A 23,713-nucleotide genomic window follows, 5' to 3' on the forward strand; every position below is an offset into this window, starting at 1 on the left:
GCCGCCTGTGGGGGAAGAGTGACGGGTTGAGGGTGGGCTGACTGCACAGGCAGCCGCCGCAATGTAAACTCTTTGTGGCGCCTCAGCCACGGCTGTGCGTGCGTCGCATGCCTCGGTAGCTCAGAGGATAGAGCAGGAGCCTTCTAATCTCTTGGTCGGGGGTTCGATTCCCTCCCGGGGCACACAGAGAGCGGCTCTGACCTGCGGAGACGTAGTTCAGGGCCGCTCTTCTCGGGTTATAGGACAAAACGTGTGTAAATCCCGGGCGCGTCATGTCCGTCCGGGAATCCTCTTTCGCTGGGATGTCGGATTCTGCTCAATCACTCGAATGGACAGTTCCGGGCCCACGGAATCACAGGGCCGGCAACTTGGGCGAAGAGAATGATCCAGCAGAATCCGACGGCGGCCATGTTCGTTCGCCAAGATGTGCCGCCTCCTGAGCTCGTCCAGTATCGGCTGCTTGGTTAACGTCAGCTGCGCAAGAGGCTCAAAAGTCGAGTAAGGACCACTCGCGACGGTGTTTACGAGCCAATCTAGTGTTTCGCTGAGGATCCATGCCGAGCCGCATAGACCGGACTTCAACGACCGAACGCAGACAACCGACGACCTGAGACTGGTGAAGAACATGGACGGAGAACAATGGATCTGGGTCATTGCGGTGCTGGCGGGCGCGGCGTTGGTCGCTCTAATTCCGGTCTTTGGGCGATCCGCGGCGCCCAAAAATCAGAAGCCACTTGCCAAACACCGCGAACACCACGCCGGAATCAGGCGGGCGGCTAGACCGACGGCGGGATCGCGCAGCCGGCCAAATGAGCCCGGACCAGTCGATCCGGACGGGGTTAACTTTGTCACCGACCCCACGCAGCACTAGGTGACGTCAGGGATAGCCGGCGGCGCCGCAACCCAGGCCTTGGCACTCGCTGGTTCTAGGTTGTTCCCATGGTCCTGAACTTCGTTTCCGCAGCCGTCACCACGGGCCCCGCAACCTGGCCCGATGTCGAAAAGCTCTTCGGCGTCCGTGGCGAACCTTCCCGCTGTTGGTGCCGATGGTTCGCCCTCACCGGTCAGGATTGGAAGGCCACTCCCCCAAAGACGCGGAAGGAACAGCTCAAGGCCAAATTCGACGACGGCCCCGAACCTGGAGTCCTCGCGTTCCGAGGCGGCGAAGCAGTGGGCTGGTGCGCGGTCGAACCGCGCCAGTGCTATCCGCGCATCGAACAATCCCAAGTCCTCAAGGCCGCAGGAGGGGGCGCCCCGCAAGGAACGGGAGTCTGGTCGGTGAGTTGTTTCGTGGTTTCTCCCGGCCACCGCAGGAGCGGGGTGGCTGCGGCATTGCTGGACGCCGCCGTCGGGCATGCCTTCGCGCATGGCGCCGAGATCGTGGAAGGCTACCCCGTCGATCCCTCGCTGCGGCCCAAAGCCGGTTCGGCCGATCTCTACCAGGGAACGGTGAAGTTGTTCGGGGCGGCTGGCTTCTTCACGGTTTCCACAGCAGTGCCCGGAAGGGCGGTCATGCGCCTGCGGCGCTGATTTTCCGGACCCCGCAGGCCGAAACAACCCAGCTAAGGCAGTGTCAGCACAACCGGGCCGTCTGCGGTGATCGCCACGGTGTGTTCGCTGTGCGCCGCACGGCGGCCGTTGGCCGAGCGCAGGGTCCACTGGTCGTCGTCGTGGTAGTAGTCGTCGCTGCCGCCCAGGATCAACATCGGCTCGATAGCGATCACCAGGCCCTCCACAAGCTTCACGCCACGGCCTGGCCGCCCGATGTTCGGCACGTTCGGCTCTGCATGCATGGTCCGGCCAATCCCGTGCCCGCCGTGATCGGCAAGTATCCCGTAGCCGCTGCGCTTGGCTTCCCCGCCTATGGCGTACGCAAGATCGCCCATCTTGTTTCCGATCCGGGCAGCCTCGATTCCGCGGGCGAGGGCGGCGTCCGTGGCGTCGATCAATTCCTGGTCCACCGGATCCGCAGTGCCCACAATGAAGCTGACTGCCGCGTCCCCGCACCATCCCTCCACGAATGCCCCGCAATCGACGCTCAACAGATCACCGTCCTGCAAAACATATCCGTCCGGGATGCCGTGCACCACGGCGTCGTTGACGCTCGTGCAAATGACGCCTGAAAAGGGCGTGGACGCCCACCGCGGACGGTAATTCAGGAACGCCGGCTTGGCTCCGGCGGCCTCCATGAAAGCGGCAGCAACCTCGTCAAGCTCCTTTAGCGACACCCCGACTCCGGCGTGCGAACGAACCGCCGAAAGCGTGTTGGCAACCACTCTTCCGGCTTCGCGCATGAGCGCAATCTCTTCCGGCGTCTTCACCGTGGACATGAGGGCCTCCAAGCATGAGGAACAAGGGGCCGGATCGGCCACCGGACTAACTCTTCCATCCACTCTATGGGCGTCATCATCCCAGTCAACCGGGTGGCGCGTCCGAGCCGCCTTCGGGTGTCCTAGAGTCGCGGTATGGAACACCGAAGAATCGCCATCATCCGGGAACGCCTGCAGGCAGAGGCGGACCCGGACCGTGCGAAGGCGGCGCAGGCGTACATGAAGTCATCCATGCCTTCGCTCGGCGTCAGGGTCCCTGCAGTCCGTCGCGTAGTCCTCGCGACCGCGAAGGAACTCCCCTTCGGGTCCGCCGCCGAACTTCGGGACGATGTCCGGCTGCTGTGGCGGGAAGCTGCATGGCGGGAAGAGCGCTATGCGGCCATCGACCTGACCTCCACCAAGTCCGTGGCCAAGGATCTGGAGATGTTGCCTCTGTACGAAGAAATCATCCGGACAGGCGCATGGTGGGACTTCGTTGACGGTGTCTCCGACCGTATTTGCGTCCTTCTGCAACACCATCGGAGCACACTGACCCCGCTCTTGCGGACATGGGCACGCGACGAGGACCCCTGGATCCGTCGCGCCGCCATCACCTCCCAGCTCAAGGCAAAGTCGGCCACCGACCAGGAACTCCTGGCCGCGGCACTCGACGCCAACCTGGCCGACAAGGAGTTCTTCATCAGGAAAGCAATCGGCTGGACGCTGCGGGAGTATGCCAAGACCGATCCTCAATGGGTACGGAGCTACGTGGAAACCCGACGGGCCAGGCTGAGCCCTTTGTCCCTACGTGAAGCGACGAAACACCTCGGCTGAATCCGGGTTCAGGACTTCGGTTTAAGCTTGAGCTTCAAAATCCCGCGACGCGGGCGGAACAGCACATGCGTCTTCTTGTCAAAGAACACGAGGTAGGCGATGAAGGAAACCGCGATGGCGATGGCCACACCGCGCACCACCTCAATGGGGATCCACTGGAAGACACTCAATTGGTCTGTGAGCGCAATGAGGGTGAAGAACGCTGTCAGATAGAAGACCGTCCGGAGCTGGGGGCCGTCTGCGATGCCTGTCACCGTAAAGAACACCAGTAGCCACACCATGTACCAAGGCTGGATCACCGGCGCCAAGACGACGACGGCTGCGAAGGCCCAGGCCATCCGGCGAAGCACGGTCTTGTTGAACTCCGATTCGTCCTCGAGGGGCGCGGGCAGTCCGAATCCGCGGCCAGGCGTCCGTACGGCTAGCCAGACGATGGCAAGCGCCGAAACCGCCGTTCCGGCGGTCTGGATGACGTCCGTTACGGGAACGCCGGGGCCAGCGAAAAGTCCGACGGCGAGCCCCACCGTGTGGGCCAGCAAGCCCACCGGCGCGTACCAGATCCAGACGGCGCCGGGAGTCTGCAGGGCGCCAAGCCAACCGAATCCCAGGCCGTTCACCAATCCGGCGGCCGCCAGGAGCCCCAGGGACAAGCCCAACGTGGCCGCCCAACAGATCATCCTGCGGCCCCAGCCGGCACGGGCACCAGCCCACAGCAGTCCGGCAAAAGGCAAGGCAATCAAAGTAATCGGCTTGATGGCGATCGAGGCCGTGATCAGCACGATTCCCAGCACGGGTCGTTTGACCGAGGCGAAGTACAGCCCGGCAACAACCAGTCCCAACATCAAGGAGTCGTTGTGCGCGCTGGCGATGAAGTTGATCAGGAGAACCGGGTTGAGGACCCCAAGCCACAGCGCCCGCTCCGGATTGACGCCGTGGAGCGCAGCCAGGCGGGGAACGTAGACAGCGAGCAGTACGACCCCGGCGAGGGCAGCCAGACGGAAGGGAATCAGCGCAAGCTCGGGGACGCTTGCGCTCACCCATACGGCACCCTGTTCAATCCAAAGCCACAGCGGACCGTAAGGCGTCGGTGCTTCCGTCCACAATTTGTCGGGTCCGAGCGAAAAGTAGTTGCTCAGGGCCGAGATGCCGTTGGTATATGGGTTCAGGCCCTGCTCCATGAGCCGGCCCTGGCCGATGTAGGCGTAAGCATCCCTGCTGAACAACGGCAAGCTGAACATCATCGGGACTGCCCACATCCACAATGCCCGCCGAAGGACAGGCCGCGAGGAAGGGTTCCATCCGCCGATCCGCTGGGCAATGCGCAGCCAAGAACGCAGGAGCAGGAGTGCACCAAGGCAGAGCATCACGGTGCACAGGATCACACCAACCGGCGATGTCCTGGCCATGATGAAGAGGGGCGTCCGGATCAAGGCACTGCTGCTGGCCAGCCAGCCGACGCCGACCGATCCTGCCACCATGAGCAACGACCCGACGAACCCTTGGAGGACCGCTGTCCTTGCCGCTTTGGCTATGACAGTGCCGTGTGGCGGGACGGTGGAATCGCCAAGCGCCTCTGGATGAGCCAACGAACTCCCCACCTCACGCTCACGAAACTTCGACGTCACCATCAAACAAAATCCTGTCCGGTTTCCTGCCGCATCCGGGCCAAAGTGGCACTGCCGGTTGCCATGGATTATTGCAACTGTAGCATCGCCACCCCTGGCTTCCCGGGGCCAGCCGGACCATCGGTCGGCCCGCGAAAGTGGCCTGAGATAGGATGGATGGGGCTCTGGTTTGATGCCGCAGACCCACAGCCACGCTGGTTCCGCTCGAAATTCAATAGAACCGATGTTGTCTGGAGCGGCTCCGGCCGCTGCGCCTTACGGCACCCTGTGACGATAACTACCTGACAAGGATCCTCCCATTTCCACGGACTCATTCTTCAGCGCGCTCACACGGTTCCGTCATCGCGTTCTTCCCTCTTCGGTGGAGGCAAGGCTCAATTCTCCCAAGGGCCTGCTTGCAGGCTTCTGCGTCGTGCACTTGGTCTTCCTCGTGTTCGCGCTGATCCTTTCCCTGCGCGGCGAAGCCTTCAGCGACACCTTCATCTACCGGGACTGGACCTCTGCCGGTTTCCGGGATGAGAACCTCAGCGGCGGGCCCAGCCCGTGGGTCTACCCCGTCCTCGCCTTGGTACCGATGGCCATCGCAGGCTTGGCCGGACCCGGTCCGTTCTTCTTCCTGTGGGTGCTCATGATCACCCTGCTCAACGGCGTCGCCCTAGCCAAGCTCACGGGACGGGGCCGCCGTCGCGAGGCCATCCCGGCGGGATGGTGGTGGCTGGTCTTCGTCTTCATCATGGGTTGGCTGGGATTCGCCCGGGTGGACGGATTGACTGCCCCCATCGTCCTGATCGCCTTGGCGTACGGGGTGTCGCACCCGTTCATTGCCTCCACCCTCCTGAGCGTTGCCACCTGGATGAAGGTTTGGCCGGCCGCCGTCATGCTTTCGTTGTTCACCGTGGTCAAGCAGAGAACCAAAGTGGTGGCTGCCGGTATTCTGACCAGCGTCTTGGTGATCGCCCTGACGGCTGCCGTAGGTCAACTGCCGAAGCTCCTTAACTTCCTGACCCAGCAAGGCGATCGTGGCATGCAGTTGGAAGCCACGTTCACCACTCCTTGGCTGTGGCTCTCGGTCCTCCATGTGGGTGACTCCAGGATGTACATGAACACGGACATCAACTCGATGCAGGTGGATGGGCCGGGCACGGCCTTCATGTCCTTCCTCATGCAGCCCCTCCTTGCCCTCGCCGCGATCCTGGTGGCTGCCCTGACCTTCTGGGCACTCCACAACGGCAAGCGAAGTGGCGGAGCGGACCGCACCGAACTATTACTGGCTGGATCCCTGACCATGGCCACGGCCTTCGTCGTGTTCAACAAGGTCGGGTCACCCCAGTTCATGGTGTGGCTGGCGCCTGCCGTCGCCGTCGGGCTTGCCCACAGCTGGAAGGAATGGCGGGTGCCCGCGGCGATGCTCATCGCCATTGGGGTGGCCACATACTTCATCTACCCCCTCTTCTATGACGCACTCAGCCACAACAACCCTTTGATGGCCTTGGTCCTGACGGTGCGCAACGTCCTGCTGGTGGTCCTGTTCTGCTGGTCCGTACGCCGCCTGTACCTTTTGGGCAAGAAGATCCCGGCCAACGAACCTGCCGCCGCTGCCAAGGAGTCCTGAGATTTCCGTTCGATTCTTCGACGGGCTGGCCCGCGTGCGCGACGCCGCCCTGCCGCCTGCCGCCGTCGACTGGTTCAGCCGTCCCTCCAGCGTTTGGTGGGGTTTCGCCGCCATCCATGTGTACTTCCTCGGCTGGATGGCAAGTTTCTTCCTGTCCGGAAACACGTTCAGCGACACCGAGCAGTACCGTCAGTGGGCGATGGCCGGCTACAACCCCGCGGATCTCCACGGAGCCATCAGCCCTTGGGTTTACCCGGTGCTCGCCCAGATTCCGATCTTCCTGGCCAACATCGCGGGCCCTGGTCCATACCTGCTGGTGTGGACGTTGATCATCACTGCGCTCAATGCGGCCGGTTTATTCATCTTGACCCGCGGCCCGCGCAAGGCAAGCGGTATTGCCCCTGCTTGGTGGTGGCTGTTCTTTACCGCGTTCATGGGCTACCTCAGCTTCGCCCGGGTGGAGGGCATCACGGCACCCATCGTGCTGGTCGCCCTGCTGTATGCCGCCACGCGGCCCGTGGCGGCGGGCATCCTCCTCAGCATCGCCACGTGGATCAAAGTCTGGCCAGCCGCCGTCCTGGTACCCATCGTCATCGCGAGCCACCGCAGGCTGAGGATCATCGCGTGCGGCGCGGCCGTCACCGCAGCCGTCGCACTGGGCACCTACCTTTCAGGCGGCCTCCCGCATATCCTGGACTTTTTGACCAACCAGGGTGAACGCGGCATGCAACTGGAAGCCACGTTCTCAACGCCCTGGGTCTGGTTGAGCGTGTTCAACATCGGCGGCTCCAAAATCGCCGACAACGTCGCCATCAATTCCACCGAGGTGTACGGGCCGGGAGCCAATGTGGCGGCGTTCATGATGCAGCCGCTCTTGGTGCTTGCCGCCGTCGCGGGCTCTGCCCTCTTGCTATGGGCGCTTCGTCGGGGCGCCGAACCGGAAGAGCTGTTTCTCGAGGGCGCCCTCATGATGACCACCGCGTTCATCGTGTTCAACAAGGTGGGGTCGCCGCAGTTCATCATCTGGCTTGCGCCAGTGGTTATCGCCGGGCTGACCCACGACTGGAACCGTTGGCGGGTTCCTGCCGCCCTCCTGATGGGGATCGCCATGACGACTTTTGTGATCTACCCGCTGTTCTACACGCCGCTGATCCACGCCAACCCCGTGATGGCAGCGGTGCTCACTGCACGAAACGTGCTTTTGGTTGTCCTGCTCTGGTGGTCGGTGCAGCGGACCGTGGAATTGGGACGCAAGTCCAGCGCAAGAACTGCTATTCGGAGCGCCTGAGCCGCTGCTCAAGCCTGCGGAGCAGTTGCGCAGGGGTGGAACGGATCAGCAGCCTTCGCGTGTGAACGTCCAACACCATCAGGTAGACAGTGAATCCCGCGGCCACCAGGAAGGACAGGGAGGACACTTTGACGTTCAGTTCCACGAAGGACAGCACCGAAATCTGATCCTGTGCGCCGAAGGCCACGAAGAACGTCACGGCGACATAGAGGGACTTGATCTGCCAGTCGTCCCTGATGCCTGTGACCGCGAGCAGCGGGATGAACCACAGGATGTACCACGGCTGGATAATCGGAGAAAGCATGACGACGGCGGCAAACGCCAGGGCCGCGCGTCTCACCAGCCGTGAATAGTCGCCGCGGAACATCAGGACAACCACCAACCCGATTCCGGCCCACTTCATGAGGGTGCGCAGCCCCGTGGCCACAGTGGAGCCAGGCAGTCCCAGGAGATTGGCGATCACCTCGACCTGCTGGCCCAGGAAGCCCGAAGGCGAGTATCCCGTGTAGCCCGGTGTCGGATCGAGGATGGCCCAGACCCACCCAAAGCCAAGGTTGTAAGGAATCCCGCTCACTGCCAGGACTGCAAAGCTGATGCCTGCCGTCGCGCCCCAGAACAGGAACTTGCGCGCCCAACTGGCAGCAGGACCTGCCCACATGAGGCCTATGAAAGGCAAGAGAAGTACCGTGATCGGCTTGATGCCTATGGACGCCGTGACCAGCAGAAGCCCGGTGATATGGCGCCCGGTGGCTGCAAAATACATCCCGGCCACCGCCAGGCCCACCATGAGGGCATCGTTGTGGGCGCTCGCGACGAAGCTGATGAGAAAGAGCGGGTTGGCCACCGCGATCCACAGCGCACGGCCGGGATTGATCCCGTGCAGTTCAGCGAGCCTGGGAACATACATCACGCAGAGCAGCACTCCGACGGTCGCCAGAACGCGAAAGAGCAAAACGGAAAAATCGGGCTGGGCGTCGGTGATGCCCACAACCCACCTGGCAAGCCACAGGAAGTAGGGTCCGTACGGCGTCTTGGCTTCAGCCCAGGCAGGGTCGGCGCCCAGGGAAAACCAGTTGCTGAGCGAAGAAATCCCTGCCGTGTATGGGTTCTGGCCTTCGAGCACCAGCCTGCCTTGGCCGGTATAGGCGTACACGTCGCGTGAATAGATGGGCACGGCAAACATCAGGGGCGCTGCCCACGCCGCTACGGCGACAACCACGGATCTGAGCGAGCCTGGCCCCCAGTCCTTGAGCCTTTGCCCGAGCCTCAACCATGACCTGACCAAAAGCATGGCCCCCGCCGTCAGCAGGATGGTGGAGGTCGTGACGCCCCAGCCCTCAGTGCGCAGGGCGATGACAAGGGGGTGCCTGAACATGGGCGAGCCGTTGGCGATCCAGCCGGCGCCGATCGAACCGGCGAAGATCATCAGGGATCCAAAAAATCCTTGCCAGATGGCCACAAAGGCCTTGATCTGGCCGGGAGTGGCGGCCCCGAGGAGCGGGGCATCCGGGGAATCGAGACGGGCGACGGCCTTCTCCGACGGCGCCGAGGGTTCCTTTGCCTCGTCCCGGCTATTTGAGGTGCCCACGCCCGTTCCGCCTGCCGTCATGATATTCCAGTCCCTACCTACATTGGTCCAGCTCATCGATGCAGGCAACAACCGCTCGACAACGGCCCAGTTTACCAGCCGCAGTATGCCGCGGGCGCGGAATGGAGCGCCCCGACACCCTTCCCGTGCGCCCGAAAGGTAGGCTTGACGAGTGCCTATTACTAATGAACGCATCGTCTGGATCGACTGTGAGATGACCGGTCTCGACCTGGAAAACGACGCCCTGATCGAGGTCGCGGCCTTGGTCACCGATTCGGAGCTGAACATCCTGGGTGATGGCGTAGACGTCGTCATCAAGCCTGAAGACGCTGCGCTTGAACAGATGAACGACTTCGTCCGCGACATGCACACCCGTTCGAAACTCCTGGACGAGCTCCCGCACGGCAAGACCATGGCCGAGGCCGAAGCGATCGTCCTGGAGTACATCGAGAAATGGGTACCCGATCCGAAGAAGGCACCGCTGGGTGGCAACTCAGTCGGCACAGACCGGATGTTCCTCGCGCGGGACATGCCCAACATCGTCGAACACCTCCACTACCGGGTCATCGATGTCAGCACTATCAAGGAGCTCTCCCGCCGATGGTTCCCCCGCGCCTATTTCCAGTCGCCCGCCAAACATGGCGGCCACCGCGCGCTCGGAGACATCAGGGACTCCATCGACGAGCTGCGCTACTATCGCGAGGCCGTGTTCGTCCCGGCTCCCGGACCCGATACAGCAACGGCCCAGAAGATTTCCAAGCAGATTGCACCTGGCCCGGAGGCCCCGGCAAGCACGTGATCTGAGGCACCTTTTCGGGAAATTTCAGCCAAACGGTCAAAAGTGGCAAAACCACCCCTCAAGACGGGGTATAGTTTTTGTCGTTGCCTTCGCAGCGAACGGGTCATTCCGAAAGCGTAAAAGGCGCATGGTGGGCGTAGCTCAGTTGGCAGAGCGCCTGGTTGTGGTCCAGGAGGTCGCGGGTTCAACCCCCGTCGCTCACCCTCATGAGGTCGGTAGCAATTATCGATCGCAGCCAAAGGCCGTACTGGTTATCCAGTGCGGCCTTTGCTTTGTCCCGGCCGATTTTGGCCATTCCAGACCCGAGAACCAGAGGAACACCTGACATGACCGTCCTGCCAGTCACCATCTGGGGCGAGCCCGTGCTTCACCGCCGGGCGAGCGAGGTAGATGAGTTCGATGACGAACTGCGCACCTTGATTGCGGACATGTTCGAGACCAACGAAGCCGCCAACGGCGTCGGGCTGGCGGCACCCCAGGTGGGCGTCGGTAAACGGATCTTCATCTTCAAATACGCGAACGACGACGACGCACCCGACGAAGGCGTCCTGGTCAACCCGGTTCTCACCCTCTCCAAGATCCCCGGAGCACTTCCGGATCCCGAAGAAGACGTCGAAGGCTGCCTGTCATTCCCCGGGGAACACTACCCGCTGCAGCGGGCCGAATGGGCTCGCGTCCAGGGCTTCGACGGCTACGGCAAGCCAGTGGATTTCGTTGCGACAGGCTGGTTCGCGAGGGTCATGCAGCACGAATTCGACCACCTTGACGGCAAGCTCTACGTGAACCGCCTGGTTGACCGCTACGCCAAGAAGGCCATGAAGCAGGCCAAGAAGAACGGCTGGGGAGTACCCGGCTTGACCTGGATGCCGGGCGTCGATCCGGATCCCTTCGGGCACTGACTGATGGGCGGCATCGCGCAGGACGAATTGTTCAGCCTCCTCGACATCCACGGCGAGGACGCCTTGGCGTGTGCCGCGTTGCTGGGGTCACCGCCCGGAGACGGAACGCGACGGGCCCTTGCCGTGCTTCACGCCCGATTGGGCGCCTTTCCAAGCAAATCTGCCCCCGCCGATGGCTGCACGGAGACGGACTGGATTGAGGCGCTCCTGCGCTTCGCTCCTGTGGTCCACCGCCATCATCTTGCCCTTGGTATCCCGCCGGAATCTTCCGCCGCGATCCTGGCCGATGTGGGACTGAACCTTCGCATCAATCGACGGGTTCATGGGCGCTTCGGTTTGGACACGTGGGCGTGGCTGACGCTTCACATGGCCGGAAACATCTTCCGGATCGGCCGCTTGCAATTCCACCTTGTCCGCGGCGACGCGGAAGGGTCCGCCGCAAGCGACTCCTGGGTGCTGGGGATACACATCCCAGAAGATGGTGGTCTCTCCCCCGCCCTCGTAGACACGAGCCTCAGCCAGGCCAGGGAGTTCTTTGACCTACACTTCCCGGACAAAGCGGTCTCCGCGGCGAGCTGCGACTCCTGGATGCTGGATCCCTATCTGGCACAGAAACTACCGGACAGCAACATCGCAGCTTTTGCCCGCCGATTCACCCTCGACCGCTGCTCCGACGCCCCGGGCGACGCTGTCTACTTCACCTTCCGGCACCGGGGCATGGAAAACCTTGACCAGCTCCCCCGCGAAACCTCGCTTCAGCGAGTGGTGCTGGAGAGGATCGACGAAGGCGGAGTCTGGCAACTCGGACACGGCCACTTGGTAATTCCTCCAGCGCAGGCCAATCGCGCCTGACGCGGCAGCCCCGCGCTTCCGGGTGGCTACATCGCCCTGATGGTCCGCTGGCCGGGGCACGAGTCCAGGACGCGCCTCATGGCGTCTTTCTCCGCCTGGGTGACCCAGAGCCTGTAGGCGGCTTTGACGGACACCTGCCGGGCTACGTAATGGCAGCGAAAGCCTTTGTTGGCAGGGAGCCAACTCGCGGCGTCGCTCGCGCCCTTCTTCACGTTGGCAGGACCGTCGACGGCAATCAGGTTGAGGGGATCATTGGCGAGGCTTTGGCGCTGCTTGGCCGTGAGCTGCTGGGCACCCTTCTGCCAGGCGTCCCCGAGAGCCACCACATGGTCGATCTGTACGGCCGAGCTGCTTTCGGAGCCCCGGCGGAAATGGATGTCCTGGCCGATGTATGGCTCACGTAGCTCCCCGGAAGCGATCCTGCATTTGGAGCCTGCCGTGAACTCCGCCGCTGCAAGATCCCGCCTGAGGATGTCGTTCCTGGTATCGCAGCCGTTCCGGTCGACGTCGAGCCATGCCTGGCCGAATTCGTTGCGGTCATAGTTGTCCTTGGCGGCGCGCCCCTTCACGGGAAGCGCTTCCAGTGCATCAACGGCTGAACCGGCAGGTACCGGCTGAACAGCTTCCACCGGCTTCATCCAACTCGGGTCGAAGACGGGAGCTTCCGTCGCTCCATTGCCGGGGTCCTGGGCCACTGCGAACTGGCCGTTGGTGAAGAACCACCCGATGCCGGCAAGTCCACCGGCGATGATGAGGATCACCAGCACCCAGGCCTGCCGGGACTGACGGCGGGCGCGTCGATAGGCGGCCCAAGTGGTGCTCAAGGGATTGTGTCCTTTCGGGGAGGAATACGTCCCTTGAGACTAGATCAGGGCACTGACAACCGACGTCGATATCCACAGTGTGGAGGACAAGTCACAGTGTCGGAACAATCACAACTGCCCGTACAAGCCAGCGTGCGGTCCGTTGCAGCGGCGGCTTACTGCTCCTTGGTGACGCGTTTCATGTCTTCGGCCGCCAACTCCAGAAGCGACCTCAATTGGATGACTCGGTCCTCAGCGATATCACCGGCGGCGTGTGCGGCCTTGGCTTCGTCGAGCAGGCGCTGGGCTTCCTTGAGGTTGGCGCGCGCTACGTCCAGTGCGTGTTCCAAGGTTGTTTCATGTTCCAGAATCTTTTCGCTTTCCATGCGTCCATTCTGGTCAGGTTTCCCGGCTGATACCAGCGAATCAGCCGGGAATCCCCTGTGTCTTTCCTGGTCCTGACCAGAGCCGGCTAGACGCCGGCGGGCTCCAACGTTGCCTTGGACTCAAGGTCAACAGCAACACTGCGTGCCGGGAACGACGGCGGGTTCACCCCGGCCATTTCCTCCATGACACGCACTACCTGGCAGGAGTAACCGAATTCGTTGTCGTACCAGACGTAGACCACGAGGTTCTTGTCGTTGGCGATGGTGGCCAAGCCGTCCACGATGCCTGCACGGCGGGAGCCCACGAAGTCCGTGGAGACGACCTCGGGTGAGTCGATGAAGTCGATCTGCTTGCGCAGCTCCGAGTGCAGGGACATCTCGCGAAGGTAGTTGTTGACTTCCTCCTTCGTGGTTCCCTTTTCAAGGTTCAGGTTCAGGATGGCCATCGACACGTCCGGGGTGGGGACGCGGATCGCGTTGCCGGTCAGCTTGCCCTGCAGTTCCGGAAGGGCCTTCGCCACTGCCTTGGCCGCACCCGTTTCGGTGATGACCATGTTCAGAGCGGCCGAGCGGCCGCGGCGGTCGCCCTTGTGGAAGTTGTCGATCAGGTTCTGGTCGTTCGTGAACGAGTGCACGGTTTCCACGTGGCCGTGGACGACGCCGAACTTGTCGTTGAGTGCCTTGAGCACCGGGGTGATGGCGTTCGTGGTGCACGAGGCCGCGGTGACGATCGTGTCCGTGTCCTCGATGGAGGAGTGGTTGATGCCGTGGACGATGTTCTTCAGCTCGCCCTTGCCCGGAGCCGTGAGCAGCACGCGCGCGACACCCTTGCTCTGCAGGTGCTGGGACAGGCCCTCGGCGTCGCGCCAGCGGCCCGTGTTGTCGACCACGAGCGCATCCTTGATGCCGTAGGCCGTGTAGTCAACGGTGGAGGGGTTGTCCGAGTAGATGACCTGGATCTGGACACCGTTGGCCGTGATCGTGTTGCATTCCTCGTCCACGCGGATGGTGCCTTCGAAGGAACCATGCACCGAGTCGCGCCGCAGCAGGCTGGCGCGCTTGACGAGGTCGTTCTCGGCACCCTTGCGGACCACGATCGCGCGCAGCCGCAGGCCGTGCCCGCCGCCGGCCTTTTCGATGAGGAGGCGCGCCAGCAGGCGGCCGATACGACCGAAACCGTAGAGCACGACGTCGGTGCTGGTCCGGTCATCCGCGCCGCGGCGCCCGACAACCTCGGCAAGTTCGGCGCGCAGGAAGTCTTCCAGGGGCGTTCCCGGGGCCTCGGCCTTGTACTTCTCGTTCAGGCGGGCGATGTCGATCGCAGCAGCCCCGAGTTCAAGCTCGGCCAAGATGTTCAGCAGCGGCGCGGTTTCCTCGAGCCGGAGTTCGTCCTTGCTCATCCGGCGCGCGAAGCGGTGGGCTTTCAAGATGTTCATCGACGACTTGTTGATGAGGCTGCGTCCGTGGATGCTCGTCACCACGTTGTTTTCACGGTACAGCCGGCCGATCACCGGAATCATGGCCTCGGCCAGCGCTTCGCGGCCCATCCACGTATCAAGACAAGAATCTGATGACTGGCTCACAGAACTACCTTCCTAGGGTCAGCTACATACGTCCTCGTACGTAGATGGTGGCCGCCCGGAGTAATCCAACGGCACTGGCATCGGCGGGACTTCGGTCTGCCCGGACACCTCGAACGTTGCAAAGAAAAACCGCCGGCTGCGAACGCAGAACCGGCGGTGGAACTTCTACGTTCACTGTCCATTCTAAGGTCTGGCACGGGAGGCTTTGGCCGCCGGAATGCGTGAAATCACTCACACAAGGCTGAGGGATGGGTTGACCGATACGCCGGGTTCTGTCCTCCCGCGCCATTGCAGGCGAAGGAGTGGCGACCATCCATCTACGAACGCCGTTGCCGACGCCCTCCAGCGGCCTACCCGGACACTCGGGCGAGCAGCCCTCGATCGTGTCCTGTCTGGCCTTGCTCCGGGTGGGGTTTACCTAGCCTCCTTGGTCACCCAAGGAGCTGGTGGTCTCTTACACCACCGTTTCACCCTTACCTGCTGCCTACCTGTGCTAGCACAAGCAGACGCAGGCGGTCTGTTCTCTGTGGCACTGGCCTGCGGGTTACCCCGAGTGGGCGTTACCCACCACCCTGCCCTATGGAGCCCGGACGTTCCTCGAGCCACTCACGTGGCGCGCGGCCGCCTAGTCAACCCATCCGCCTTACAGTCTACCGGCGTCGGGCCCTCCACATTTTCCAGACGGCGCGGCCGGACTGTGCGCCCGACGGGTGGAGCCTGTATTGCGGCTAATATCGACTGGTGCTGATTCTGCTGCCGCCTTCCGAAGGCAAGACCCCCGCCGAGAAGGGCTCCGCCGTCGAATGGGAGTCCCTGAGCTTTCCGGACCTCAACAGCTACCGGGCCAAAGTGCTCGACGCGTTGGGCCTGGTCAGCGCACATGAGGACGCCCTCGCATTGTTGGGGGTGGGCGCATCGTTGAAGGACGACGTCGAACGCAATACCCGGCTCCACGCCGAACCCGCGGCCCCTGCCCACCAGGTGTATTCCGGTGTTCTCTACGACGCGCTCGGCTACAAGACCCTGACACCGGCACAGCGCCGCAAGGCGGTGGAGTCGATCCTTGTGGTGTCCGCCCTGTGGGGCGCCATTGGCTTCGGCGACCGCGTGCCCGCCTACCGCTTGTCCATGGGAACGGCACTGCCCGACGTCGGGCGCCTCGCCTCATTCTGGAAGCCGCAGCTCACTCAGGCCCTCGCCTCGCGGGTGGAGGGCGAGCTGCTAGTGGATTGCCGCTCCAGCACCTACGCCGCGGCTTGGGCCCCGCCAGCGGCGCAGACTGTCTCCGTCAACGTCTTTTCCGAGTCCAACGGAAAACGCACTGTCGTCAGCCACTTCGCCAAGCACACCCGGGGCGAACTCGCACGGCACTTGTTGAGCCGCCGAGGCAAGGCCCCGGAGACGCCCGAACAGCTGCTCAAGGCCGCTTCGGAAATGTGGACGGCGGAGTTAACGGAAGGCACGGCGCGCAAGCCGCACACCCTCAGCATCATCCTCCCCAACTAGTGGGGTGGGGAACAGGCGGCTAGTTCCACTCGGCGGAGCGCACCAGGATGCAGCCGGAATCGGGGCAGAACACGATCTCGTCCTCGGCAGCGGCCTTGACCTCGGCAAGGTCGCCGGGGCTGAGTGTCATTCCCGAGCCTTCGGACTTGCCGTGGAACAGCCTCGCGGCGCCCACCCCGCGCTTGGCAAGGGTTTTTTCGTAGATAGCCAGCATCCCGGCGTCGAGCCTTTCGGCGAAGCCGGTCCGCTGGGCGCGCACATCCGTCTCTTCGGCAACAATCTCGGCGATCGCGGCGTCAAGTTCGGCACGGATCCCGGAGAACGAACCCTGGATGTCATCGACGATCTGCTGTTGCGCGGCTTGGCGCTCCCGGAGTCCGTCCAGGCGTTCGAGGATTTCCAGCTCGACATCCTCAAGGTCCGAACGACGCTTGTTCAGTGAGGCGATATCGCTTTGCAGCGCGACCAGGTCCTTGGAAAGTCCGGTACCGCTGTTCAACCTGGCTTCGTCGCGCGCAATGCGCCCAGCCACTTGTTCGACGTCGGCCTCTGACCTGCGAAGCTCGGCTTCGGCGTCGTGGACGGCAAGTTTCGCGGCGCCGAGCGCCCCGTTGGCCACGCTGAGGGCATCCTGAAGATCGGTGATGCGGGGATCGGTCTCCAAAGCGCGACGGCGGTTCGCCAAGGATTTGAGCTTCGCATCCAACCCCTGCAGTTCGAGCAATTTCAACTGTTCCGCCGGTGCTGCCTTGGCCACGCTTACCTCCGCTTGATCGTGCCGGGACTGATATTCAGCCCCTGCCAGGCCTTGGGCCTGCTTGTCTCGACTCTAGCGCCTAGCGCGCTCCCCTGCCTCGCGCCCCAGCCTTAGCCGGGAGTGAGAATGAAGTCCCACGGATCGCTGTTGGTGGAAGCCACCCGGATCTCGACGTCGTGACCCTGGTCCGCGAGCACGTTGCCGAGCGCTTCGGCCGCGGCGGGCAACCAGAGCCATTCGCTCGCGAAATGCGATACGTCGACGAGGTACGGCCTGCCGTCAACGGCAGCTTCGCGCGCTTCGGAGGCCGGGTGGTGCCGCATGTCCGCGGTGACGTAGATATCCGCCTGGCTGGCGCGGACGGCGTCGAAGAGGCTGTCACCGGCACCTCCGCAAACGGCGACGCGGCGCACGAGCCCGTCCTTGTCCCCGGCAACCCGCACGCCGCCGGCCACTGAGGGCAGGATCTCGAACACCCGGGCGGCGAAATCTCCGAGAGTCATGAGTTCGGGCAGGTCGCCGACCCGGCCGATCCCCTCTTCCGGCAGGCCGTGGGCCGCAGGAGCCAGCGGGACAACGTTGTCCAGCCCGAACGCGTCGGCGAGGACATCGGAAACGCCTCCGACGGCGGAGTCCCCGTTGGTGTGCACGGTCAGCAGCCCGGTGCCTGACTCAATGAGCCGATGGACAGCAAGGCCCTTGGCACTCGTGGCAGCAACGGAGGTGACGCCCTTGAGCAACAAAGGGTGGTGCGTGACGAGGAGTTCGGCGCCCCATTCAATGGCTTCCTCAATGGCGGCGAGGGTCGGATCCACGGCGAACATGACCTTGGTGACGGTGGCTGTCGGCCGTCCGACCACGAGCCCTACCTCGTCCCATTCCTCGGCGAGCGATTCCGGCCAGAGCTCCTCCACTGCCAATAAGACCTGACCGAGCGTAGGGGTGCTGGCTCTTGGAGTTCCGGCTGTACCGTTTTCCGGTTCTTCCCCGGATCCTGTATCTGCAACCGCGGTGTTCACAGCTTCCATGCATTACATTCTTGCGCATCCGGCGGCCAAGACGCGCTTGCGGCAACCGGACTGTTTGAGATTGTTGCCAGTGGCCAGGTCTGCGCCGTCACAGTCCCGTAAGGTTGTGCGGGAATCATCCAGGACTCCCAGCCATTGAAGAGATCATGAAAACTTTTGTACTTGGTGGAGGCTGCTTCTGGTGCCTTGACGCTGTCTATCAGAAGACCAAGGGCGTCAGTTCCGTGGTTTCCGGCTACACCGGCGGGCACATCCGCAACCCTGACTATTACGACGTCTGCTCCGGAATGACGGGCCACGCGGAGGTCGTCGCCGTGACTTTCGACGAGGACATCATTCCGGCGGACATCATCCTGGACATGTTCTTCGCCCTGCACGATCCCACCACCCTCAACCGCCAGGGCTACGACGTCGGGACCCAGTACCGGTCCTCGATGTTCTACACCACCACCGAAGAAAAGATCCTCTTCGAAGAAGCCATCCTCCGGAACCAGGAACTGTGGTCCAAGCCGATTGTGACCGAGGTGAGCAGGTTGCCGGACTTCTACGAAGCCGAGTCCATCCACCAGAACTATTACGCCAAGTTCCCGGAGCAGGGCTATTGCCAGGTCATCATCAACCCCAAGCTCGCCAAGGCCCGGAAATATTACTCTTCGTGGCTCCGCGCGTAGCAGCGTGTAGCACCGCTCGTTAGGCTGACCTCAGCAGTAGCTATTTCAGCGAATTCAGAGAATAGGCATGATTACATGGCACGGATCTACGACGACGTCACCCAGCTGATCGGCGGAACCCCCCTGGTCCGCTTGAACAGGCTCACCGAAGGCTTGGACGCCACTGTTGCGGTGAAGCTGGAGTTCTACAACCCCGCCAATAGCGTCAAGGACCGTATCGGCGTCGCCATCGTCGACGCCGCCGAGAAGTCCGGTGCGCTGAAGCCGGGCGGCACCATCGTCGAGGGAACGTCGGGCAACACCGGCATCGCGCTGGCCCTGGTCGGCGCGGCGCGCGGTTACAAGGTCATCCTCACGATGCCGGAAACCATGTCCACCGAGCGCCGGGTCATGCTGCGCGCCTACGGTGCCGAGATTGTCCTGACTCCGGGCTCTGAAGGCATGCGTGGCGCCGTCGAGAAGGCACAGGAGATCGTCGCCAACACGGAGAACTCCATTTGGGCCCAGCAGTTCGCCAACGAGGCAAACCCGGCAATCCACCGCGCCACCACGGCCGAGGAAATCTGGGCGGACACCGAAGGCGGAGTGGACATCTTCGTCGGCGGCGTCGGCACTGGCGGCACCATCACCGGCGTCGGGCAGGTCCTGAAGGAGCGCAAGCCCGAAATCCAGATCGTGGCCGTTGAGCCCAAGGACTCCCCCATCCTGAACGGCGGCGCCCCGGGCCCGCACAAGATCCAGGGTCTCGGCGCGAACTTCATTCCGGAAATCCTCGACACCAACGTCTACGACGAGGTTCTCGACGCAACCCTCGAGGACTCCGTGGCCACCGCACGTGCCCTCGGCACCAAGGAAGGCATCCTGGGCGGCATCTCGGCCGGTGCGGCCGTTTGGGGTGCGCTGGAGCTCGCAAAGCGTCCGGAGAACAAGGACAAGCTCATCGTGGCAATCGTTCCCGACTTCGGCGAACGTTACATCTCCACGGTGCTTTTTGACGACATTCGCGGCTGATTGCGGACCCCGCGCAACCGCTTTCTTTCATTTCCTGTAGAAAGGTCTTTGTGAGCTTCTTCGCAAGACTTATGGAAGACCTCGAGGCCGCCCGGTCACATGACCCGGCGGCCCGAGGCTCCTTTGAGAACTTCTTTGCCTACTCCGGCCTGCATGCCATCTGGGCGCACCGCCTGACCCACAAATTGTGGCAAAAGCCTGAGTTGCGCTTCCCGGCCCGTATCATCTCCCAACTCACCCGGTTCCTGACCGGCATCGAGATCCACCCCGGCGCTACCATCGGCCGCAGGTTCTTCATTGACCATGGCATGGGTGTGGTAATCGGCGAGACTGCCGAGATCGGCGAAGACGTCATGATCTACCACGGCGTGACGTTGGGTGGCCGCTCGTTGGCCAAGGTCAAGCGGCACCCCACCATCGGAGATCGGGTCACCATCGGAGCGGGGGCCAAGGTCCTTGGTCCCATCACCATAGGCGCCGACAGTGCCATCGGCGCCAACGCCGTGGTGGTCAAGGACGCACCGCCTGAGTCGATTATCACGGGCGTCCCGGCGACGTGGCGCCACCGTGATGCCAAGAGCGAAACCAAACCCGCGGTCGACCCCGCCGAGTATTACATCGAATACCGGATCTAACCGGAAAAGCGTTTGTAGGCGTTCCAAAAAACGGTGTCGAACGCCCGGTCGGGAAGTACCCTCCGCAAGGCGAGAATGGTCCAGGCCCCCCTACCCACCGGGTATCGGGTCCTGGGCCTTCGTGACGTTGCCGCATGCACAATGGCGCCCGCCACGGTGCGCGGGTGCGTCGACAGCGCAGTTCCCGACGTCGATGCAAGAGCGGCTGCCACGATCCCGGCCTGCTCGCGATATGGTCCATGTCCTGAGACCGTCAGCAGGCTCTCCCCCGCGATGGTTCCCCATTCCGTGTCCGTGCCGGCGGGCTCGATGATAGCCACGTCGATGCCATGGGGCTTTAGTTCCAGGCGCAGGGAGTCGCTGAGGCCCTCGACGGCGAATTTTGTTGCGTGGTACCAGGCTCCCAGGGGTTCATACATTTTGCCGCCGATCGAGGAGACGTTGATGATCCTGCCGGAGGCCGCAGCACGCATCACGGGAATCACCAGCTGGGACATCCGGGCGAGGCCGAAGACATTGACCTCGAACTGGCGCCGGCCCTCATCCAACGGAACCTCTTCCAAGGAACCGTAGGATCCGTATCCGGCGTTGTTCACCAGTACGTCGATCCGCCCCTGCTCGGCCAGGACGAGGTCCACGGCGGCCTTCATCGAGTCATCCTCAGTGACGTCCAAGGACAGCACCTTGATTCCGTGGGCCTTGAGCGGCTCCATCTTTTCGACGCGCCGAGCCCCCGCGTACACGACCATTCCTGCCTTGCTGAGCTTGATGGCGGCTTCGAAGCCGATTCCTGTAGACGCACCTGTGACAAATGCGACGCGTTGCGGCATGGACTGCTCCTCGGGTGGCGTGTGGTGTTTTCCTTCGGGACGTACCTACGGCAAAGGCCGGCGCCTCCACAGTAACGCGGAAGCACCGGCCTTTGTCTTGAACCGAATCGAGCCTGCCCCTAGAGTGGGGCAGCAGGGTCCCTACGTGGCGACGGAGTCGACACGAAAGGGCCAGGCCCCAAGAGTGGGGCAGCAGGGTCCCTACGTGGCGACGGAGTCGACACGAAAGGGCCTGCCCCAATCTGCGGGACAGTGGGGTTTTTAGTGGGTGTCGACTGCCGAGATCTCGGACTTGTCTTCGCCCCACAGGGTGTGGAAGGTACCCTCGGCGTCAACGCGGCCGTAGGTGTGCGCTCCGAAGAGGTCGCGCTGTCCCTGGATGACCGCTGCAGCGAGGCGCTTGCGGCGAAGTCCGTCGTAGTAGGCCAGCGAGGAGGAGAACACCGGAACCGGGATGCCCAGCTGGACAGCCGTGGCCACCACGCGGCGCCATGCCGGCAGCGCGCCGGCGATGGCCTTGGTGAAGGCCGGGGCGAACAGCAGGTTGGCCGGCTTCTCAACGGCAGCGTAGGCGTTGGTGATTTCCTTGAGCAGCTCGGCGCGGATGATGCAGCCGCCGCGCCACAGCGAAGCGATTTCATCGAGCTTGAGGTCCCAGCCGTATTCCTTCGCGGCGGAGGTCAGCATGTCCAGGCCCTGGGCGTAGGAAACCAGCTTGGAGGCGTAAAGCGCCTGGCGGACGTCCTCGACGAAGTTCTCCGGGACCTCGACGGCGATTTCCTCGCCGGCGAGCAGCTCCTGGCCAAGCTTGCGCTGTTCTGCCTGGGAAGAGAGGGCCCGCGCGAAGACGGACTCCGCGATGCCCGATACCGGGGAGCCGAGCTCAAGGGCGGAGATGACCGTCCAGCGGCCGGTGCCCTTCTGGCCGGCAGCATCCACGACGACGTCGACGAACGGCTTGCCCGTCTTGGCGTCCACGTGCCCCAGGACCTCCGCGGAGATTTCGATCAGGAAGGAAGCGAGTTCGCCCTTGTTCCATTCGGCGAAGATCTTGGACTGCTCGGCCGGCTCGATGCCGGCGCCGGAGCGCAGGAGATCAAAGGCTTCGCCGATGACCTGCATGTCGGCGTATTCGATGCCGTTGTGGACCATCTTGACGAAGTGGCCGGCGCCGTCGGTGCCGATCCAGGCGCAGCAGGGCTGGCCGTCAACCTTGGCCGAGATCTTTTCGAGCAGCGGGCCCAAAGCTTCGTAGGACTCCTTGGAACCACCGGGCATGATGGAGGGGCCGTTGAGGGCGCCCTCTTCGCCGCCGGAAACACCGACGCCCACGAAGTGCAGGTCCTTCTCGGCCAGCGCGGCTTCGCGGCGGCGGGTGTCCTCGTAGTGCGAGTTGCCGGCGTCGATCACGATGTCGCCGGGCTCCAGCAAGGGAACGAGCTGGTCGATGACAGCGTCAACCGGCTTGCCGGCCTTCACCATGATCAGGACGCGGCGGGGCTTCTCGAGGGAGTCCACGAGTTCCTGGAGGGTTTCCGTGCGGATGAAGTCGCCGTCCGTGCCGTGCTTGGCCAGCAGGGCGTCGGTCTTTTCGACGGAGCGGTTGTGGAGGGCAACGGTGAAGCCGTTGCGGGCCAGGTTGCGGGCCAGATTGGCGCCCATCACCGCGAGGCCGGTGACACCGATGTGTGCTGACATCAAAACTCCAATTCATTCTTGTGCATCGAGTCCTGCTAGAAGCGAGGAAACGCTTTCTAGAGCAGTAGCTGGAATAAACCATACGTATTCGGACCACGTCTGGGAAAGTTGCGCCCACGTTTTGGAAACGTCCGCGTCACAAAAGAGTCTATGTTGCGGGCCAGCACCGTGGGGAGTTCCCCGGCGCTCGGGCTTCCGGTAGCAGAGTGGTCAACGCCACTATGCTTACGACTATGTCAACCAGTCTCCACTACCGCGCTGTCGAGCACCTGGGTACCCGGATCGTCGGCGGTAAGCTCCCCACCGGTCACGTCATGTTGGCCGAGCACCTTGAGGAGGAGCTCAAGGTGTCACGGTCGGTGGTACGTGAGGCCGTCAGGGTACTGCAGTCATTGGGACTGGTGGAAACCATCAAGCGTGTTGGCATCCGGGTCCTCCCCGCGCACCGCTGGAATCCCTTCGATCCGCTTGTCATCCGTTGGCGGCTGGCCGGAGAAGGCCGCGGCGCCCAGTTGCGCTCCCTCGCCGAACTCCGTTCCGCCGTCGAGCCCGTAGCTGCGGAGCTGGCTGCGGAAAACGCTCCGGAGTCGCTGCGCAGCGAGTTGTTGGAGATCTCCCTGGCCATGCGTGAAGCAGGCCGCGCGGGCGACATGCCCACGTTCCTGGACCTTGACATCCGCTTTCACGCCTTGGTGCTCTCCGGTTCCGGCAATGAAATGTTCGCGAACTTGATCGGGCAGGTCACGGAGACGCTCACCGGCCGGACGGTTCACGGGCTCATGCCCGAACATCCGAAGGAAGCGGCCTTGCAGTGGCACCTGGATGTAGCCCAGGGCATCAGCGACGGGGATGGTGACAAAGCCCGCGAGGCCTCGTCCAACATCATGCGGGAGACCATCGCAGACCTGTCACCCAGCTGGGAAGGCCAGCCACGGGTGTTCGTTCCAGTCGAGCGGCGCTGACGGCTGACCGCCAGTGCCGCTCGGCTCATCGCCTCAC

22 protein-coding genes, 2 tRNA genes and 1 other RNA gene are annotated in these 23,713 nt (G+C 63.2%); 14 read left to right on the forward strand and 11 right to left on the reverse strand.

The genetic code is table 11. From position 1 onward, the window contains the following. Nucleotides 1-109: 109 nt before the first annotated feature. Both ACFVTG_RS03130 and ACFVTG_RS03135 read left to right on the forward strand, forming a co-directional pair. Nucleotides 110-182, forward strand: a tRNA-Arg gene (locus ACFVTG_RS03130). A 757-nt stretch (nt 183-939) separates the two neighbouring features. Beyond that, nucleotides 940-1,530 (forward strand): GNAT family N-acetyltransferase, encoded by a 591-nt coding sequence (locus tag ACFVTG_RS03135; RefSeq protein ID WP_390277856.1) that lies wholly within the window; start codon nt 940-942, stop codon nt 1,528-1,530. A gap of 32 nt (nt 1,531-1,562) precedes the next feature. On the opposite strand, the gene map is transcribed toward ACFVTG_RS03135, so the two are convergent. After that, complete coding sequence (gene map / locus ACFVTG_RS03140; RefSeq protein ID WP_390277858.1) at nt 1,563-2,330, reverse strand: type I methionyl aminopeptidase; 768 nt, start codon at nt 2,328-2,330, stop codon at nt 1,563-1,565. 135 nt (nt 2,331-2,465) lie between these two features. Here map and ACFVTG_RS03145 point away from each other — a divergent pair, with 135 nt between their 5' ends. Continuing rightward, nucleotides 2,466-3,143, forward strand: coding sequence for a DNA alkylation repair protein (locus ACFVTG_RS03145; RefSeq protein WP_390277860.1), 678 nt, complete (start codon nt 2,466-2,468; stop codon nt 3,141-3,143). A gap of 8 nt (nt 3,144-3,151) precedes the next feature. On the opposite strand, the gene mptB (ACFVTG_RS03150) is transcribed toward ACFVTG_RS03145, so the two are convergent. After that, a complete protein-coding gene (gene mptB / locus ACFVTG_RS03150) occupies nt 3,152-4,771 on the reverse strand; it encodes a polyprenol phosphomannose-dependent alpha 1,6 mannosyltransferase MptB (RefSeq protein WP_390277862.1) in 1,620 nt (539 codons plus the stop codon). Nucleotides 4,772-5,129: 358 nt separating this feature from the next. Between mptB (ACFVTG_RS03150) and ACFVTG_RS03155 the strand changes: the two genes are divergently transcribed. Together ACFVTG_RS03155 and ACFVTG_RS03160 are read left to right on the forward strand one after the other, a co-directional pair. Further along, a complete protein-coding gene (locus tag ACFVTG_RS03155; protein WP_390277864.1) occupies nt 5,130-6,380 on the forward strand; it encodes a glycosyltransferase family 87 protein in 1,251 nt (416 codons plus the stop codon). Between the two features lie 34 nt (nt 6,381-6,414). Continuing rightward, nucleotides 6,415-7,668, forward strand: coding sequence for a glycosyltransferase 87 family protein (locus ACFVTG_RS03160; RefSeq protein ID WP_284751959.1), 1,254 nt, complete (start codon nt 6,415-6,417; stop codon nt 7,666-7,668). On the opposite strand, the gene mptB (ACFVTG_RS03165) is transcribed toward ACFVTG_RS03160, so the two are convergent. Continuing rightward, nucleotides 7,652-9,277 carry a polyprenol phosphomannose-dependent alpha 1,6 mannosyltransferase MptB gene (gene mptB, locus ACFVTG_RS03165; RefSeq protein WP_390277866.1) on the reverse strand — a complete coding sequence of 542 codons (1,626 nt, stop codon included), beginning with the start codon at nt 9,275-9,277 and terminating at the stop codon, nt 7,652-7,654. The two genes, ACFVTG_RS03160 and mptB (ACFVTG_RS03165), sit on opposite strands and share 17 nt — an antisense overlap. 151 nt (nt 9,278-9,428) lie before the next feature. Here mptB (ACFVTG_RS03165) and orn point away from each other — a divergent pair, with 151 nt between their 5' ends. The 4 genes from orn (at nt 9,429) to ACFVTG_RS03185 (ending at nt 11,806) form a co-directional block, all read left to right on the forward strand. Further along, the gene (gene orn / locus ACFVTG_RS03170) at nt 9,429-10,055 is read left to right on the forward strand and encodes an oligoribonuclease (RefSeq protein ID WP_284751960.1); all 627 of its coding nucleotides are present in this window, start codon (nt 9,429-9,431) and stop codon (nt 10,053-10,055) included. A 130-nt stretch (nt 10,056-10,185) separates the two neighbouring features. Next, nucleotides 10,186-10,258: transfer RNA gene (locus ACFVTG_RS03175), tRNA-His, on the forward strand. A gap of 123 nt (nt 10,259-10,381) precedes the next feature. Beyond that, the gene (gene def, locus ACFVTG_RS03180; protein WP_284751961.1) at nt 10,382-10,954 is read left to right on the forward strand and encodes a peptide deformylase; all 573 of its coding nucleotides are present in this window, start codon (nt 10,382-10,384) and stop codon (nt 10,952-10,954) included. Between the two features lie 3 nt (nt 10,955-10,957). Then, nucleotides 10,958-11,806 carry an acyltransferase domain-containing protein gene (locus tag ACFVTG_RS03185; protein ID WP_390277869.1) on the forward strand — a complete coding sequence of 283 codons (849 nt, stop codon included), beginning with the start codon at nt 10,958-10,960 and terminating at the stop codon, nt 11,804-11,806. A gap of 26 nt (nt 11,807-11,832) precedes the next feature. On the opposite strand, the gene ACFVTG_RS03190 is transcribed toward ACFVTG_RS03185, so the two are convergent. The 4 genes from ACFVTG_RS03190 to rnpB all read right to left on the reverse strand — a co-directional run bounded on the left by ACFVTG_RS03190 (nt 11,833) and on the right by rnpB (nt 15,215). After that, the gene (locus tag ACFVTG_RS03190) at nt 11,833-12,630 is read right to left on the reverse strand and encodes an HNH endonuclease family protein (RefSeq protein ID WP_390277871.1); all 798 of its coding nucleotides are present in this window, start codon (nt 12,628-12,630) and stop codon (nt 11,833-11,835) included. A 155-nt stretch (nt 12,631-12,785) separates the two neighbouring features. Next, nucleotides 12,786-12,995, reverse strand: coding sequence for a hypothetical protein (locus ACFVTG_RS03195; protein ID WP_390277873.1), 210 nt, complete (start codon nt 12,993-12,995; stop codon nt 12,786-12,788). A gap of 86 nt (nt 12,996-13,081) precedes the next feature. Then, entirely contained in the window at nt 13,082-14,578 is a 1,497-nt protein-coding gene (locus ACFVTG_RS03200) for a glyceraldehyde-3-phosphate dehydrogenase (RefSeq protein ID WP_284751965.1), read from the reverse strand. A gap of 245 nt (nt 14,579-14,823) precedes the next feature. Further along, an RNA gene (rnpB, locus tag ACFVTG_RS03205) (RNase P RNA component class A) lies at nt 14,824-15,215 on the reverse strand. Between the two features lie 104 nt (nt 15,216-15,319). Here rnpB and ACFVTG_RS03210 point away from each other — a divergent pair. Further along, on the forward strand, nt 15,320-16,084 hold the full coding sequence (locus tag ACFVTG_RS03210) for a YaaA family protein (protein WP_390277875.1): 765 nt from the start codon (nt 15,320-15,322) through the stop codon (nt 16,082-16,084). A gap of 19 nt (nt 16,085-16,103) precedes the next feature. Here ACFVTG_RS03210 and ACFVTG_RS03215 read toward each other — a convergent pair whose 3' ends face one another. Then, on the reverse strand, nt 16,104-16,841 hold the full coding sequence (locus ACFVTG_RS03215; protein ID WP_390277878.1) for a zinc ribbon domain-containing protein: 738 nt from the start codon (nt 16,839-16,841) through the stop codon (nt 16,104-16,106). 110 nt (nt 16,842-16,951) lie between these two features. Next, nucleotides 16,952-17,869, reverse strand: a complete 918-nt coding sequence (locus tag ACFVTG_RS03220) for a Nif3-like dinuclear metal center hexameric protein (protein WP_390277880.1) — start codon at nt 17,867-17,869, stop codon at nt 16,952-16,954. 146 nt (nt 17,870-18,015) lie between these two features. Here ACFVTG_RS03220 and msrA point away from each other — a divergent pair, with 146 nt between their 5' ends. From msrA to epsC, 3 genes are all read left to right on the forward strand, one after another. Further along, nucleotides 18,016-18,540 (forward strand): peptide-methionine (S)-S-oxide reductase MsrA, encoded by a 525-nt coding sequence (gene msrA, locus ACFVTG_RS03225; protein ID WP_390277883.1) that lies wholly within the window; start codon nt 18,016-18,018, stop codon nt 18,538-18,540. A gap of 75 nt (nt 18,541-18,615) precedes the next feature. Next, nucleotides 18,616-19,551, forward strand: coding sequence for a cysteine synthase A (cysK, locus tag ACFVTG_RS03230; RefSeq protein WP_059387764.1), 936 nt, complete (start codon nt 18,616-18,618; stop codon nt 19,549-19,551). Nucleotides 19,552-19,601: 50 nt separating this feature from the next. Then, nucleotides 19,602-20,186 (forward strand): serine O-acetyltransferase EpsC, encoded by a 585-nt coding sequence (gene epsC / locus ACFVTG_RS03235; RefSeq protein WP_284751970.1) that lies wholly within the window; start codon nt 19,602-19,604, stop codon nt 20,184-20,186. Here epsC and ACFVTG_RS03240 read toward each other — a convergent pair. Together ACFVTG_RS03240 and gndA are read right to left on the reverse strand one after the other, a co-directional pair. Further along, nucleotides 20,183-21,016: an oxidoreductase gene (locus tag ACFVTG_RS03240; RefSeq protein WP_390277886.1), complete on the reverse strand. Its 834-nt coding sequence runs from the start codon at nt 21,014-21,016 to the stop codon at nt 20,183-20,185. The two genes, epsC and ACFVTG_RS03240, sit on opposite strands and share 4 nt — an antisense overlap. A gap of 261 nt (nt 21,017-21,277) precedes the next feature. After that, nucleotides 21,278-22,714, reverse strand: coding sequence for an NADP-dependent phosphogluconate dehydrogenase (gene gndA, locus ACFVTG_RS03245; RefSeq protein WP_284751972.1), 1,437 nt, complete (start codon nt 22,712-22,714; stop codon nt 21,278-21,280). A 233-nt stretch (nt 22,715-22,947) separates the two neighbouring features. On the opposite strand from gndA, the gene ACFVTG_RS03250 reads away from it, so the two are divergent. Beyond that, nucleotides 22,948-23,676: an FCD domain-containing protein gene (locus ACFVTG_RS03250; RefSeq protein WP_284751973.1), complete on the forward strand. Its 729-nt coding sequence runs from the start codon at nt 22,948-22,950 to the stop codon at nt 23,674-23,676. The last annotated feature ends 37 nt before the right edge of the window (nt 23,677-23,713 follow it).

Origin of the sequence: Arthrobacter sp. NPDC058127, from assembly GCF_042884555.1 — a bacterium.
In the GTDB taxonomy this organism is placed as follows: Bacteria; Actinomycetota; Actinomycetes; order Actinomycetales; family Micrococcaceae; genus Arthrobacter.